Origin of the sequence: Stappia sediminis (genome assembly GCF_009826895.1) — a bacterium.
Lineage (GTDB): Bacteria > Pseudomonadota > Alphaproteobacteria > Rhizobiales > Stappiaceae > Hongsoonwoonella > Hongsoonwoonella sediminis.
This window is the reverse complement of the sequence record NZ_WUMV01000007.1, coordinates 39,916-54,782: the sequence shown is the minus strand read 5'-3', so window position 1 is coordinate 54,782 and position 14,867 is coordinate 39,916. Positions and strand designations below refer to the sequence as shown.

At 61.7% G+C, this 14,867-nt stretch carries 15 protein-coding genes; 5 read left to right on the top strand and 10 right to left on the bottom strand.

Annotated features, from left to right (window positions below; genetic code table 11):
- Nucleotide 1 precedes the first annotated feature (1 nt).
- Both rsmD and GR183_RS14600 read right to left on the bottom strand, forming a co-directional pair.
- A complete protein-coding gene (rsmD, locus tag GR183_RS14605; RefSeq protein ID WP_160776401.1) occupies nucleotides 2–562 on the bottom strand; it encodes a 16S rRNA (guanine(966)-N(2))-methyltransferase RsmD in 561 nt (186 codons plus the stop codon).
- Entirely contained in the window at nucleotides 559–2,133 is a 1,575-nt protein-coding gene (locus GR183_RS14600; protein WP_160776400.1) for a pseudouridine synthase, read from the bottom strand. Before GR183_RS14600 ends, rsmD begins: the two co-directional genes overlap by 4 nt.
- Before the next feature lie 476 nt (nucleotides 2,134–2,609).
- Here GR183_RS14600 and GR183_RS14595 point away from each other — a divergent pair, with 476 nt between their 5' ends.
- Complete coding sequence (locus GR183_RS14595) at nucleotides 2,610–3,050, top strand: nucleoside deaminase (protein WP_202396140.1); 441 nt, start codon at nucleotides 2,610–2,612, stop codon at nucleotides 3,048–3,050.
- 87 nt (nucleotides 3,051–3,137) lie between these two features.
- On the opposite strand, the gene GR183_RS14590 is transcribed toward GR183_RS14595, so the two are convergent.
- Together GR183_RS14590 and GR183_RS14585 are read right to left on the bottom strand one after the other, a co-directional pair.
- Nucleotides 3,138–4,184 carry a permease gene (locus tag GR183_RS14590; RefSeq protein ID WP_160776398.1) on the bottom strand — a complete coding sequence of 349 codons (1,047 nt, stop codon included), beginning with the start codon at nucleotides 4,182–4,184 and terminating at the stop codon, nucleotides 3,138–3,140.
- A gap of 173 nt (nucleotides 4,185–4,357) precedes the next feature.
- The gene (locus tag GR183_RS14585) at nucleotides 4,358–4,672 is read right to left on the bottom strand and encodes an ArsR/SmtB family transcription factor (RefSeq protein WP_160776397.1); all 315 of its coding nucleotides are present in this window, start codon (nucleotides 4,670–4,672) and stop codon (nucleotides 4,358–4,360) included.
- A 154-nt stretch (nucleotides 4,673–4,826) separates the two neighbouring features.
- Here GR183_RS14585 and GR183_RS14580 point away from each other — a divergent pair, with 154 nt between their 5' ends.
- Nucleotides 4,827–5,171 carry an antibiotic biosynthesis monooxygenase family protein gene (locus tag GR183_RS14580; RefSeq protein WP_160776396.1) on the top strand — a complete coding sequence of 115 codons (345 nt, stop codon included), beginning with the start codon at nucleotides 4,827–4,829 and terminating at the stop codon, nucleotides 5,169–5,171.
- 12 nt (nucleotides 5,172–5,183) lie between these two features.
- On the opposite strand, the gene GR183_RS14575 is transcribed toward GR183_RS14580, so the two are convergent.
- The 5 genes from GR183_RS14575 to GR183_RS14555 form a co-directional block, all read right to left on the bottom strand.
- Entirely contained in the window at nucleotides 5,184–5,987 is an 804-nt protein-coding gene (locus GR183_RS14575) for an MBL fold metallo-hydrolase (protein ID WP_160776395.1), read from the bottom strand.
- Between the two features lie 82 nt (nucleotides 5,988–6,069).
- A complete protein-coding gene (locus GR183_RS14570) occupies nucleotides 6,070–6,930 on the bottom strand; it encodes a patatin-like phospholipase family protein (RefSeq protein ID WP_160776394.1) in 861 nt (286 codons plus the stop codon).
- Between the two features lie 16 nt (nucleotides 6,931–6,946).
- Complete coding sequence (locus GR183_RS14565) at nucleotides 6,947–7,957, bottom strand: fatty acid desaturase (RefSeq protein WP_160776393.1); 1,011 nt, start codon at nucleotides 7,955–7,957, stop codon at nucleotides 6,947–6,949.
- Nucleotides 7,958–8,186: 229 nt separating this feature from the next.
- Entirely contained in the window at nucleotides 8,187–9,110 is a 924-nt protein-coding gene (gene ubiA / locus GR183_RS14560) for a 4-hydroxybenzoate octaprenyltransferase (protein WP_160776392.1), read from the bottom strand.
- Nucleotides 9,111–9,189: 79 nt separating this feature from the next.
- On the bottom strand, nucleotides 9,190–10,485 hold the full coding sequence (locus tag GR183_RS14555) for a GGDEF domain-containing protein (protein ID WP_160776391.1): 1,296 nt from the start codon (nucleotides 10,483–10,485) through the stop codon (nucleotides 9,190–9,192).
- 193 nt (nucleotides 10,486–10,678) lie between these two features.
- Here GR183_RS14555 and purD point away from each other — a divergent pair, with 193 nt between their 5' ends.
- The 3 genes from purD to GR183_RS14540 all read left to right on the top strand — a co-directional run bounded on the left by purD (nucleotide 10,679) and on the right by GR183_RS14540 (nucleotide 14,083).
- Nucleotides 10,679–11,959 carry a phosphoribosylamine--glycine ligase gene (gene purD / locus GR183_RS14550; RefSeq protein ID WP_160776390.1) on the top strand — a complete coding sequence of 427 codons (1,281 nt, stop codon included), beginning with the start codon at nucleotides 10,679–10,681 and terminating at the stop codon, nucleotides 11,957–11,959.
- Nucleotides 11,960–12,077: 118 nt separating this feature from the next.
- Complete coding sequence (locus GR183_RS14545; RefSeq protein ID WP_160776389.1) at nucleotides 12,078–12,995, top strand: alpha/beta fold hydrolase; 918 nt, start codon at nucleotides 12,078–12,080, stop codon at nucleotides 12,993–12,995.
- On the top strand, nucleotides 12,992–14,083 hold the full coding sequence (locus tag GR183_RS14540; RefSeq protein WP_160776388.1) for a phosphotransferase family protein: 1,092 nt from the start codon (nucleotides 12,992–12,994) through the stop codon (nucleotides 14,081–14,083). The genes GR183_RS14545 and GR183_RS14540 overlap by 4 nt, the downstream gene beginning before the upstream one ends.
- Nucleotides 14,084–14,092: 9 nt before the next feature.
- Here the strand turns inward: GR183_RS14540 and GR183_RS14535 are convergent, their stop codons facing one another.
- Nucleotides 14,093–14,689, bottom strand: coding sequence for a DUF6101 family protein (locus tag GR183_RS14535; protein ID WP_202396115.1), 597 nt, complete (start codon nucleotides 14,687–14,689; stop codon nucleotides 14,093–14,095).
- Nucleotides 14,690–14,867 lie beyond the last annotated feature (178 nt).

The following is a 14,867-nucleotide window of genomic DNA, read 5'->3' as shown; positions in this document are numbered from 1 at the left end:
CTTACTCTGCCTTGAAAAACACGACCTGGCTGTCGCCGACGGTGCGCCGGTCGATCTCGCGAAAGCCGGCCGGCATGTCGATATCCGCCTTCGCGTCTTCTTCCAGAACGCAGATTGCGCCGGGCTTCAACCAACCGCCGTCGCGGGCCGAAGCAAGAGCCTTTTCGCCCAGGGCCTTTCGGTAGGGCGGATCGGCGAAGACGAGATCGAACGGCTCGATCGTGCCTGCGGCACCGAGTTTCGTCGCATCGCGGCGAAATATTTTCGAAACGCCGTTGAGGCCCATCGCCTCCATGTTGCGGCGGATGACGCCGCGCGGCTCCACAGCTTCTTCCACGAACAGGCAGGATTTCGCGCCCCGGCTCAATGCCTCGAAGCCGAGTGCGCCCGAGCCTGCGAAAAGGTCGAGTACGCGCGCATCCCCGACAGGGTCCGCTTCATCGAGGCCATGGGCCAGGATGTTGAAGATCGTCTCGCGCAGCCGGTCGCTGGTGGGCCGCGTCGCCTGCCCCTTTGGGGCGGCGATGGCAGCCCCCTTGAAGCGGCCTGAAACGATCCTCATTTGCGTGGGCCGCGGTTTGGACGATGCGGCCCCTTGCCCCTGCCGCCCTCATCACGCTTGAAGCCGGGGCGCTTTGCGCCTTCGTTGCGTTTCTCCTGGTTCTTGTCGGGCAGGATTTCGCCTTCCTCGCCCCAGATGCGGCGCTGCGGGCGCGGGGCCTCGTCGCGCTTGGGGCGCGGTTTCTCCACCGGGTCCTTGGTGAAGCGGAAGCGGCTTCGTGGCGAGATTTTCCTCGGCCGTTCGGCGGTCGCGGCCGCGCGCGGACGCTTCGGTCTCGCTTCGCCTGCCTCCCGGTTTTCGCCTCCCTCGCGTCTTTCGCCCCGCTCGAAGCGCCTTTCGCGGTCCGGCCCGCCGCGGTTTGGGCGATCGCGATTTGGGCGTTCACGATGCGGACGGTCGGTGCCGGAGCGTTCGCGGTCCGGGCGGTCACGGTTCTGCCGGCCTCGTTCGTTCCTGTCCCGCTCGTTCCGGTCGCGGTTGTTCCTGTCCCGGTCATTCCGGTCCCGGTTGTGGCGTTCGTCCCGGTCTTTCCGGCCGCGCGATGAAACGGCGCTGCGGCCTTCCTTGGCGCTCATCCATCCGCCGGACGACTTGCCCTTCTTGTCGCCGCGTTTCTGGTCCGGCTTGCCCTTGCGGCCTTGCGTCTCGGTTTTCTGCTCCGGCTGGTTCAGGATCGGCGCGTCGAAATCCGCGCCCGATTCATCCGCAAGCCGGGGGCCGAGCTGGTCGCGAAGCACGCGGCCGCGTATCTCGCGGACCTCGCCTTCGGCAAGATCCATCAGGTGGAACGGGCCGAAGGAAACGCGGATAAGCCTGTTCACGGAGAGGCCGAGGTGCTCCAGCACCTTCTTGATCTCGCGGTTCTTGCCTTCGCGCAGGCCGATCGAAAGCCACACGTTGTCGCCCTGCACGCGTTCCAGCACCGCTTCGATCGCGCCGTAAAGAACGCCATCGATGGCAATACCGTCGGCAAGGGCGTCGAGCTGCTCCTGGTTGATCTTGCCGTAGGCGCGCACGCGGTAGCGGCGCAGCCATCCGGTCGCCGGCAGTTCCAGGACGCGGGCAAGCCCGCCGTCGTTGGTGAAGAGAAGCAGGCCTTCGGTGTTGATGTCGAGCCGGCCGACCGCCATCACGCGCGGCAGGTCGTCGGGCAGCCTGTCGAACACGGTTTCGCGCCCTTCCGGGTCGTGCGTCGTCGTCACCACGCCGCGCGGCTTGTGGAAGAGCCAAAGGCGCGTGCGCTCGCGGCCGGGCAGCGGCTCACCGTCCACCAGAACCTTGTCGCGTTTGGTCACCGTCGTTGCCGGCGTCGCCAGAACGGTTCCGTTGACGGAAACCCGCCCTTCCTTGATCCAGTCCTCGGCCTCGCGGCGCGAGCACAGCCCGACGCGCGCCATCACCTTGGCGATGCGTTCGCCCTCGAACGTCGAGGTCTTCTCCGGCGCAAGCGACGGCTTGGGTTCAGGGCGCGGATTCTGCTTGTTGCGCGGCTTTCCGGAGTGGCCGGAATGCGGGCGGCGGGCCGGCTTGCCTCGCGGCGCTGGCCTGTCTGGTTTTCTCTTGTCTGTCATGGCGCGCGTCATAGCAGAGCGCGGGGCGAAACGGAACGCGAGATTTGCGCGGCCATCGCTTATTCCGCGCAATTCAGCCATGCGGAAAGGGAGGGGTTTCAGAGGCGGGAACGAGGTTGTGGGGATTCCATAACCGTTCCTCTGTCGTCGCCAGGCGAAGACGCAGTGATCCATTCGCCACTGAAAATTTGCGCAAGCACTGCATGGGTGCGCGGGTCAAGCCCGCGCATGACGACCCGAAAGCATCTTGCTTGCATGATCAGTGGGGGCATACGGCCTCCCCTCCGTCATCGCCGGGCCCAGACCCGGCGACCCACGGGTAGTGCCTCACGGCAGAGCCTGTGACCAAGGGCCGTTTGAAAAAGCAGCCGCTCCGTTTCCGTGAAACAAAGCCATTGCCGCACGAACGGATCGCCGTGCTATCTTCGCGCGCGATGACAAAACTCTTGAACCCCCGCCCGGACCTCTCCGGCTTCATGGATCTTGCGCTCAATGAGGCGAAAGCGGCGCAGGCGCGTGGCGAAGTGCCGGTAGGCGCCGTGCTGGTAAGGGACGGCGAGGTGATCGCCGCGGACGGGAACCGCACGCTCGAGCTTGACGATCCGACGACCCACGCCGAAATGCAGGTGATCCGCGCGGGCGGTGCGGCGCTCGGTTCGCAGCGCCTGTCGGGGTGCGATCTTTACGTGACGCTTGAACCTTGCCCGATGTGTGCCGCGGCGATTTCGTTTGCCCGCATCAGGCGGCTCTACTTCGGTGCGGGCGATGCAAAGGGCGGGGCGGTGGAACACGGCGTGCGCTTCTTCGCAAGCTCCACCTGCCATCATGCGCCGGAGGTTTATTCGGGCATCGGCGAAAGAAAAGCGGCGTCGCTCCTGAAGGATTTCTTCAGGGAACGACGCCAAGTTGAGGGTTAAGGCACCCATCAAGCATATCCCTTCAAATCGGAATTGGATTTGGCGACAGGGATAAGCTCGATCCATTGATCCGGCCGGAAAGCCGGATCAGAAAGAAAGGCTCATCTGGTAGATGAGGCCCGCGCTGAAAGCCCCGACGAGCGCGAAGCCGATATAGGCGAAGAACACCGGCAGGCGTGCAAGCGCGAAGACGGCGATGGCCGCCGGGACGGACGTAACGCCGCCGGCGACGAGGAAGGCCATGCCGGTGCCCGGCGCCATGCCCTGGCCGATCAGCCCGCCGACCAGCGGCAGGGCGGCGTAGCCGTTCAGATATGCGGGAATGCCGACGACGGTTGCGGCCGCGATTGTCAGCAGGCCGCCGTCGCCAAGCAGCCGGGCAACGAGATCCGCCGGCACATAGGTCAGCATGATGCTTTCCAGCAGGAAGGCGAGCGCCAGCCATTTGCCGAGGAAAAGGGTGTTCTTCAGCCCGTTGTCGGCGAACTTCTTGCGCCTGCCGCCGTCCGTCCAGAACGACCATGCGACATCCTTGCGCGAGCGCACGCCCGAAGCACAGCAGCCGCCGTTGCCCACTTCGTCGCGCAACGGGGTTTCGAAACCGCCGGCGCGCTGGAAAAGCAGAATTCCGTATCCGCCCAGAAGGCCGACACTGATCGCAGCCGTGGTCTTTGCGATCGCGAAGCCGGTGCCGAGCGTTCCCGCCGTCAAGACGAACATGGTCGGATCCATGATCGGCGAGGCAAGCCAGAACGCCATCACGGGGGCAAGCGGCACGCCCATGGAAAGAAGGGCGGCGATCAGCGGAATGACGCCACAGGAGCAAAAGGGCGACAATGCGCCGGTAAGTGCCGCCACAAGCACCATGATCGCCGTGTTCTTGCCGGTAAAGGCGCGCGCGATCAGGTTGTCGGCTCCGGTTGCCGCGGCATAGGCGGCAATCAGGATCGATGCCGCCAGATAAGGCGCGATGTCGATCAGTTGCTCGATGGTGAAGCCGATGGTCGGTATGACCTGGGCAAGATCGAAAATACCCAAAGCTAAGAGTGCGCTTCCGCCGATCAACAGCGCCCCGTCGGGTTTCGGCAAGCGAAAACGAGGCGTACTTGGTGTGAGTGCCGTTTGGTCGCTCATGCTCGGTTCATCTCCATTCTCCGATATTTCGAGGAATATCGGAATTTCAGAGCATATTCCGTCGAAACGCCGCCGTTTCGACGACGAGAATATGCTTCACCTATTGAATCTGAAGCGATTTCCTGTTGCGAAAGCGGTGCCGCTTTCGCGGAAAACGCTGAGGCTCAAAAAAATCAGGCGGCATCGCCCTGGCGGGCGTCCGTTTCGTCCGCGCAGCATTCCTTGGTCAGATAGTCCACAAGGCCGTGCATCTGATCGTAGTTTGCCCTGCAGATCAGCGTTGTGCCCTGCCGTTCCTGAATGACGAGGCCCACGAGGACGAGTTTTTGCAGATGATGCGACAGCGTGGAAAGTGCGCCGCCCACACGCTCGCGCAGGGCCGAGACGGACAGGCCGCCTTCGCCCGCGCGCACGAGCGTGCGGTAGATGTTCAACCGTGTCGGATTGCCGAGGGCTTCAAGCCGCGCTGCTGCATCGTCAAGTGTCATGACGCATGAAATAACTCATTTGAAAGGTAGATTCAACGGTATTTCGAAAAATATTGGAATAATGTCATTCGAGCGAACGTGAATGTAATTGCCCCATGGCAGGGATATTGTCGCTCTCTAAATCACCGAAACGCATCGATAGAAAGGTCGCCCCATGATCGCCGTGATATTCGAAGTCGTGCCGAAGCCCGAGCATCGGGCGGAATATTTCGATATTGCCGCCGACCTGAAACCGATCCTCCAGAAGATTGACGGGTTCATTTCGATCGAGCGTTTCGAAAGTCTGATGACGCCGGGCAAGATCCTGTCGCTGTCGGTCTGGCGCGATGAGGAGGCGGTCAAGGCGTGGCGCAACACCATGGAGCACCGCAAGGCGCAAGCCATGGGCCGCAACAAGATCTTTTCCGATTACCGGCTGCGTGTCGCAAGTATCCTGCGCGACTACGGGCTTGAGGAGCGCGAGGCGACGCCTGCCGACAGCCTCGAGGTTCACGGCTGACGCCGCGGCGGGTCAATTGCCCGGCAGCACCAGGAACGTCGGTGCCGCCGGCAGGCCGGCCCGGCTTGCGATATAGGTCGGGTTGTCGGACATGTTGACGATGTAGCCCGATTCCGCCATGCGGCCCGCGAAGGACTGCAGCGAACCGTAGCGGAAGACGTGCATCGGGATCACCATGCGCGGGCCGATAGATTTCAGCACCTCGATCATGCTCTGGTGGGAGAGCGTCGCCGATCCGTCGACGGGTACGAAGACGATGTCGATCTGGCCGAGGCGGGTCAGGTCGTTTTCCGTCAGCCGCTGGTGCAGGTGGCCGAGGTGGGCGATGCAAAGGTCCGCCACCTCGAAAACGAAGATCGAATTGCCCAAAAGATTCGTCTCGCCGTCCCAGCCGCGAGTGTTGGTCTGGATGTTGCGGATGCGCACGTCCTCGATCGTCTTGTCATGATCCATCGGCCCGCCTTCGGGATTCCATCCAAGAAGCACGTGCTCGATCTCGGAGTCCGGATTGAAGGTGAAATGCGTCCCGTGCGCGCCGTTCATCGTCACCACATGCGGAATCATCACTGGCTTGTAGGCACCGCTGTAGTCCGTCGCGATTCGGATGCCCTTCGGCGTCTCGATCTCGAAGGTCGAATGGCCGAGGTAGGTTATGCGGACCTCGTCCGGCGCAAGTGCGGCCTTGACCACCGGCAGCCTGTCCAGGGGTGCATCGGCCACAAGTTGGCAGACGGCCGAAGCGGGGATAACCAGAAGCGGCGCGAGGAACAGCGTCGCGATCGCGTGCCGGATAGTTGACGTTAGGAGACGGAGCATGCGGAGACCCTCCCTTGGACCCGATTGAGGGTAGTGTCCGAAGCGGGAGCTTCAAGCGGCAAGGCAAGCCTTGAAGGAATTCTCAGGCTTTCTTTTTTCCGTCTGCGGATTTTTCGATTGCCTTGATGGATTTCTCGATCTGCGTCTTCACCGTTTCGCGGATCGGCTGAGCGGTATCCATGATTTTGCGGGCCTTCAGGAAGTCCAGCACCCGGAAAGCCTCGATATCCGGCCGCACCAGGATGTCCGGACGGCGGCTCTTCAGTTTCTCCGCCACCACCGTCTGCATCAGGATCTGGGTGGCGCCGAAGAGCGAGTCGCCGGCACTTGGATGCGGCGTCTTTCCCCGCGAAACCGGTGATCCGACCACATCCACGGCGACGACGATATCGCAGGCTTGCGGCAGCGCGTCGAAGGGGAGCGGATTGACCACGCCACCGTCGATCATGATGCGGTCCTGAATGGTAACCGGCTTGAAGAGAGCGGGGATTGCAATCGACGCTGCAACGGCGGAATGAAGCGGGCCGCTGCGTAAATCGACCTCACGGCAGCCGTAGAAGTCGGTGGCAAGTACCGCGAGCGGCACCTTCAGTTCCTCGAAAGTCTGAGGGATCGCATCGCCGACGAACACCTCCAGGACCCTTAGTGCGTCGAACTGCATTACCCCGCCGGCGCCGAAAATATCGGCAAAGCGCTTCGGCCTCAGCTGCCAAAGCCGGGCAAGCGCCGCATTGCGGTCGCTAAGCGTTTTTTCGGTGTAGTCCCTGATGTCGTCGCCCGACATTCCGCCGGCGTAGGCAGCGCCGATTAGTGCGCCGATCGAGGTTCCCGCGATCGCGTGCGGCTTTATGCCGAGATCGTCGAAGGCTTCGAGAACCGGGACATGAGCAAGCCCGCGCGCGCCGCCGCCGCCAAGCGCAAGTCCGATTCTGGGTGAAGCCATTTTCGCAAGCTCTCTTTCAGGTTTCCTCTTGCCCCGATGCCGGGCATCTGCGGCTTTGATCCATCGCTTGAAGCGGGCTGACCCGCGAGGTCTTGAAGTCGCCTTTTACGTGATCCCACCAGTAACCGAAGTAGGATTTTTGCGCGCGCGAATGAAAAACATCCGGCGCCGCGTCGTGCAGGGCCGGCAGTCTCGTCCAAGCGACATTGGGGAAAGTGTGATGTTCGTTGTGATAACCGGTGTTGAACAGGATCCAGTTGATCGGTCCATAGGTTGAGCGGGTAGGTGTTTCGTTATCGTTGCCTGCGTGCTCGCTGAGCGACTGGCCGAGGTTCGTGATCCCGAACTTGCCGAGGAACAGCGACAGGGCCCAGACATGATAGAGCCAGCCCCAGAAGCCGAACAGGGCGAAAATGATGATGTTTGTGCCGATCGACCACGCAATAAACAGTCTTTTCTGCCAGAAAGGCGCCTTGGTGGAGGGAATGTGACGCTCGCGATCCTTCGCAACGCGCCCCGTCAGGCGCTGGTAGGCGCGAGGGAAAATCTCGTCGCTGATTATGAAGCCGAAGGGGAGCAGATGGACGAACAGGGTTGCGCCCGTCATGAAGCGCGCAAGCCGCGGACTTCCATCAATCAGCATCGTGCGGGCTTTGAAGGCACAGAGATCCTCGTATTCGTAGTCCCGCTCATAGTCGCCGATGTAGGGATGGTGGCTCGATATATGCTCGTGCTGATAAGTAAGTTGCTTGCCGAAGGAAGTGAGGATCGTCTCAAGCCCTAGATCGAAGGCCAGTTTTGTCCGGGGCCCGCGGAAGATGAGCTTGTGGGCTGTTTCGTGCACGAGAGCACCGGTCGCGTGGATGATGATCTGACCCGGGATGAATGCGGCCAGGAAAACGATCAGAAGATTCGTGTCGGATACGGCCCATGCCACGCTCCAGTGAAGGGCGAGAAGGATGGGCAACGCCAAGGCAGTGCGCGGTTCGGCGCCGGCAAGCTCGCGAAGCTGGGGATGTTCTCGCATTGCCTGCTTGCGCATTTGAAGATGGCGGCGCGATTGCGCGGAGATTCCGCCTTTTGTCTTCTCTTCTGAAGAATTAGAGGGTGTTTCGCGCGAAAATTCCGTCGAGAACGCTTCGCTCATGTTTCTCCGCCTTCCCCGATAACCTCTTCAGAGTTTGCGTAATAGCGCAAAGATTACGAAGAGGAAATTCGAAGAAGGAGCAAGAAGGAATTTCGTCGCATCGTATCGACTAGGCGGAAATCAGCGCATCCGCCACATATCCGGCAAAAACGATCCAGCCATAACGGGTGTTGGAGCGGAATAGCTTAAGGCACTGGTCGGGATCGTCGATTTCCAGCCGAATAATCTGCCAGAACAGATGGATGGCCCCCAGGGCGATCCCGGCGAATGCGGCGGGGCCGGCGTCGGCCAGTGAGGCGGCTGCCGCGAAAAGCGCCGTTGCCCCGGTGTAAAGAAGCACCAGTGCGGGTTTCGTCCGCTCGCCGAAAAGGCGCGCCGTCGATTTCACGCCGACGAGCGCGTCGTCTTCCTTGTCCTGATGGGCGTAGATCGTATCGTAGCCGATCGTCCACAATATCCCGCCGAGGTAAAGCAGGATCGGCGTCCAGTCGAGGCTGCCGAAGACTGCCGCCCAGCCCATCAGTGCGCCCCAGGAAAAGGCAAATCCCAGGAAGAGCTGCGGCCAGTTGGTGATCCTCTTCATGAACGGATAGATCGCGACCGGAAGCAGGGACACGAGCCCGAGAACGATCGTGAAACGGTTGAAGCTCAGCAGTACCGCAAGGCCGACGAGCGCCTGGAGGATCAGAAACACTTTCGCCTGCAGCGGCGTCACCTGGCCGGAGGGGATCGGGCGGGAGCGCGTGCGCGCGACTTTTAAGTCGATATCCTGATCGACAAGATCGTTGTAGGTGCAGCCGGCCCCGCGCATGGCGACCGCGCCGATCAGGAACAAGACCAGATGCACGGGATTGGGAAATGCGCTCTCGCTTGCGACGGCGGCAAGGCCTGCCGACCACCAGCACGGCCAAAGAAGAAGCCACCAGCCGATCGGCCGCTCCCAACGCGCGAGCCTGGCGTAGGGGCGAAGCCACTCAGGGGCATGGGTGTCGACCCAATGGCCCTTTACCGCATCGGCGACGCGTCCGTTCATGCTCAGTCCTTGCCTGCGACCCAAATCTCTTCCGGTGATAGGAGGTTTGGGCCGCGAACGGAAGGGGGAACGATACTGGTCACGTTACGGGCTGAGTCGCCAGGATCATTTGCCCCTGTTGGACCCCGTCATTGCCGCAAACCCGGTTGCGGCCCTCCTGCTTGGCCTTGTAAAGCCGCGCATCGGCGGTTTTGAACAAGGATGTCAAAGCATGCCCGTCATCCGGCCCCGCGGCGACGCCAATGCTCACGGTGACGTTTGAACCGCTTTCGGTGTGTACGGTTTCGGCGATCCTCCGGCGCAGGCGGTTAGCCATGGATAGCGCGCCGTCTATCGGCAGGCGCTCGCAAACCACCACAAACTCCTCGCCACCGTAGCGAAACAGGTGATCGTCGCCGCGCAGCGCGCCTGCAAGAATTTCGGCGACATCCTTCAGGACGACATCGCCTGCCGAATGCCCCAAGGTGTCGTTGATTTCCTTGAAGCGGTCGATGTCGATCACCATGAGGCTGACCGGATAACCCCGGCGGATGTTCTTGTCGATCACGCGAGGCGCCTCGACGTCGTATCGCCCGCGATCGTAGACGCCTGTCAGATGATCGCGCGCGGCGGCCTCCAGAAGCTGTTCGTAGCGCTCCCGATACGTGAGGACGTGAAATACATCGGAGGTGCCGAGGCTTTCGCTTTGGGGCAGCGTTGTTCTGCTGACACGCATGTAGATCAGGAAGAAAGCCGAATAGACGATGGCTGCCGCCATTTTCGCGATCCAGCCGCCGAAAAGCACGTCGACCGGCGCGCCCGATACGTAGCGAAGCGCAAAGTAGAAGCCAAGCTGGTCGAATGTGAGCATGACCATCCCGCACAAAAGGAAGCGCAATGCCGGGTGTCGGCGGAACCAGCCGCCGAGGCGCTCGTATAGAAGGATGATCCCGACGGAATCGAAGAAAAGCAGCGTGGTGCCCCAGACCATCAACCATCCCATCTCGTCGATGAAGGAGAAGTTCGGTGAGCGGCCTTCGATCAGCGCTAGGGTTTCGTGATTTCGCAGGATCATGACGAGGCCGACGATCAGGAAATTGCCGATCAAGAGGCCGTAGATCGGCTGACGGACGACCGCGGCGTCTTCCTTGATGTAAAGCAGAAGGATCATCAGCAGTTTGCCGGAAAACAGCACGGAAGATCCGGGCGATATCACGCCGAAGGGCAGCGCCACGTAAAACACGCTGGCGAGGTAGGTTTCGAGGAAATGCATGACGCCGAGCGCGCAGAAAAAAACGCCGAGGCCGATCTTGTGCCGGGCTTCCAGCAACGACACCATCACGAAAAAATAAAGGGATGCTTCGCCGAACAAGAGAAATGCGTTGGTGAGTTCCATAAAACCGCCGTTGAGGAAAGATTCAATATCCTGAAAGTCGTAAGACAAATTCCTTAACGAAAACCATGCGGCAATCCTTATGCGCCGCATGCTGTCGCAAGCTGCGTTTACGGGTCGAACGATAAATGATAGAGCGCCCCGGTAGGCTTTATGCTCTGTTGCTCCTGCGACAGGCAATCAGGGGGCGAATTCCATGAACATCCTGCTGATCGGGTCTGGTGGCCGGGAGCACGCGCTGGCCTGGGCGATCGCCAATTCGCCGCTCACGGACAAACTTTTCGCCGCGCCGGGCAATCCCGGAATCGCCGAGGAAGCCGAAGTTGTAAGGCTTGATCCCGCAGACCATGGCGCGGTGGTCGATTTTTGCAAGAACATGGAAATCGATCTCGTCGTCGTCGGTCCGGAGGCGCCGCTGGTCGAGGGTGTTGTAGACGATCTGGCCGTTGCCGGCATAAAGGCGTTCGGCCCCGGCAAGGCGGCAAGCCGGCTGGAAGGCTCCAAGGGATTCACGAAGGATCTTTGCGCACGGGCGAAAATACCAACGGCGGCATATCGGCGTTTCAGCGATGCCGCTTCGGCGCGCGAATATGCCAGGGCACAAGGCGCGCCGATCGTCGTCAAGGCGGATGGTCTGGCCGCTGGCAAGGGCGTGACGGTCGCAGCCACGCTCGATGAGGCGCTTCAGGCGATCGACGAGTGTTTCAGCGGTGAGTTCGGCGCAGCCGGTGCGGAAGTGGTCGTGGAGGAGTGTCTTAGCGGGGAAGAGGCGAGCTTCTTCGTGATCTGCGACGGTGAGACGGCGTTGCCGCTCACCACCGCTCAGGACCATAAGCGGGCCTTCGACGGCGACGAAGGACCCAACACCGGCGGCATGGGCGCATATTCCCCGGCCCCGATCATGACAGAGGCGCTGGTGGATCGGACCATGCGCGAAATCATCGAGCCGACGGTACGGACCATGGCGGCGGACGGCATGCCGTTCAAGGGCATCCTATATGCCGGGCTGATGATCACCGACGAAGGGCCGAAACTTATCGAATACAACATCCGTTTCGGCGATCCGGAGTGCCAGGTCATGATGATGCGGCTGAAGGACGACATCGTCACGCTGATATTGGGGGCGGTCGACGGGACGCTCGACAAGATGAGCGCGCGTTGGCATTCCGACGTCGCGCTGACGGTTGTGATGGCAACGCAAGGCTATCCCGGTTCTTACGAAAAGGGCAGCGAGATCAAAGGCCTTGAAGAAGCGGGGCAGTCCGAGGGCGTGAAAATCTTCCATGCCGGAACCAGGCGCGAAGGTGAGCGTATCCTCGCAGACGGCGGCCGTGTGCTCAATGTCACGGCGATCGGGAAAACCGTTGGCGAAGCCCGCGACCGCGCCTATGCGGCGATCGAGAAGATCGACTGGCCGGAAGGGTTCTGCCGGTCCGATATCGGCTGGCGGGCAATTCAGCGCGAAAAGCAGAACTGATCCGCACAAGGCACTCTCTTGCTCCTGCCGGACTTGCCTGGTCCGCGGAGCCGTTCCATCCTTGCGGGAAGGTTCGGGCAATCGGTCGGCGAAGCCCGGTGGGGAGGTGCACCCGGAAATGCAAGACGATAGGCTGAAGGATCTGTTTCCCGGCTTCCAGACAGAAACCCTGCATGTGGAGGGTGCGGAAATCTTCTGCCGGATCGGCGGAAACGGGCCGCCTCTGCTTCTGCTCCACGGGTTTCCGCAGTCCCACGCTATGTGGCACACGCTCGCGCCGCGCCTTGCACAGGACTTCACGGTCGTCGCAGCGGACCTGCGCGGTTACGGCGCATCGTCCGCCCCGCCAGGCGACAGCGGCCACAACGCCTATTCCAAGCGGACCATGGCGAATGACATGATCTCCGTCATGCAACGGCTGGGATATGCCAAATTCGCCATCGCCGGACACGACAGGGGCGGGCGGGTCGCCTACCGCATGGCGTTCGATCATCCGGAGCGACTTACGCGCGTTGCCGTTCTCGATATCCTGACGACATACGATTATTGGCAGCGTATGGACTGGCAGCGCGGCCTGCGCATGTATCACTGGCTGTTCCTCGCCCAGCCGCACCCGTTGCCGGAGCGCCTGATCGCCTGCGATGCGCGCAACTATCTGGAACACACGCTTGCGGGCTGGACCAAGGCCCGCTCTCTCGACCCCTTCGGGGAAGCCGCACTCGAGCATTATCGCGCGTTCTTCATCGAACCGGCGAGGATCCATGCGCTTTGCGAGGACTACCGCGCAGGCGCGACGGTGGACATGGAGCACGATACGGCCGACAGGGAGGCCGGCCGGAAGATTTCCCTCCCGCTTCTTGCCGTTTACGGGGCAGCGGGCTTTGCCGGTGGCGAGCGCACGCCCGGCGACGTCTGGCGCGACTGGGCAAAGGATGTGCGCGAGGCGGCGGTGGATGCGGGCCATTTCCTTGTCGAGGAAAATCCGGATGCCACCTATGAGGCATTGCATCCCTTCCTGATGGAGGACGTATCTTGAGCGGACGGATCGACCGTCAGGAGGCTTTTTCCGGCACCAAGGAAGTGCCCGCGGCACTTTCGTTCGACAGGGAAAGGCTGCAATCGTATCTGGAAAGCGAAATCGCGGATTTCGAAGGGCCGGTTGAAGTCCGTCAGTTCAAGGGTGGTCAGTCAAATCCGACCTACCTGGTGGCCACGCCCGGGCGCGACTACGTGCTGCGCCGCAAGCCGCCCGGCAAGCTTCTGCCATCCGCACATGCGATCGACAGGGAATACCGGGTGATGTCGGCGCTGGGCGCTGCGGGTTTTCCCGTGCCGAAAACCTTCCTTCTGTGCGAGGCCGAGGGCGTGATCGGCACAGCCTTCTACGTCATGGAAAAGGTGAACGGGCGTATCGTATGGGAGCCGTCCGTGCCGGGTGTAGACACGACGGAGCGGTCGGCGATCTACCGCGCGATGAACGAAACGCTCGCCAGGCTTCACCGGTATGAGCCGGATGCGATCGGCCTTGGGGATTTCGGGAAGCCGGAGGGCTATGTCGCGCGGCAGGTCGCGCGCTGGTCGAAACAGTACCGGGCGTCGGAAACGGAAAAGATCGATGAGATGGACAAGCTCATCGACTGGCTGCCGAAGAACCTGCCGCCCGAAAACCCTGCCCGCGTCGTCCATGGCGATTTCCGGCTCGACAACCTGATCCTGGCAACCGGCCAGCCGCGCGTGCTTGCCGTGCTCGACTGGGAACTTTCGACGCTCGGCGATCCCGTGGCCGATTTCACCTATCACTGCATGCAGTGGGAAATGCCCGCGATGCCTGACGGGTCCGGGATAGGTTCTCTCGAAGGGCTGAATCTCGCAGCGCTCGGAATACCTTCGCTCGATACCTATATCGGCTGGTATGAAGCAGCGACTGGCTTTGCCGTACGAGACCGGCTCGATTTCTACTTCGCCTATAATTTCTTCCGTATCGCCGCGATCCTGCAGGGTATCGCAGGGCGCGTGCGTGATGGTACGGCGGCGAACGAGAATGCGGCGGCGATGATCCGCCAGATTGGCCCCCTGGCCCGGACGGCATGGCGCTTTGCACGCCAGGCGGGGGCGGGAGGCTGAAAACCGGAATCAGTTGCGGGCGATGATTTCGCGCTCGCCGGCGAATACGGCCGGGCGATATGAGCGGTTGCCCGGTTTGCGGCGCACGAGGAAACGCGGACGGCGGTTTGTCAGTGCCGCGACCCGGCGGCGCGCGGCCGGCCGTTCCACGCTCTTCGACGGCCCGGCTTCCGCAACGATCTCGATGGAGCCGTCCGGCTCGACGGCAACCAGAGGAAGATCGAGAGCATCGGCCCAATCGCGCCAGTAGCCTGCCGCGGCTTCAACGCTTTCGCTGGACATGAGCTCGACACAGAGCGCCGGATCGCGATGGTGAAGGCCAATGGAAACGGTGAGCACTTCCGGCGCTGTGCCGGGCGTCACGCGGGCATAAACGCCGGTGAACGTGTTCGTCGGCAGAACCACGGTCAGCGGAAGCCCGGCGAGCTTGCGCTTCATGACAACCGTATCGCGGTCGATATAGACCTCGAAGGACGTTTTCTCGCCTGATCGTGAAAGAGGTTCGTTTCTGGCGGTGAACCGGTGGGGCAACCGATGGGGATCGAGCCCATCGACAAGGCTCGATCCCGGATCGGTGGCGTCCTGCATAGCTGCTTGACGTCTCAATTCGCCTCTCCATCGGGCCCTTGGTCCTTATCGGGGGTTTTTATCGGGCCTCTGATGAAACCGACTATACGGGCCGCCTGTGCGGATCAGCTTAACAAACGAGGTTAAATTTCTCTGATTTCAAAGAGGGTTAGGGAAATGTGACTAAACGTCATTTCCGGCCGTTAACCTTTTCCGG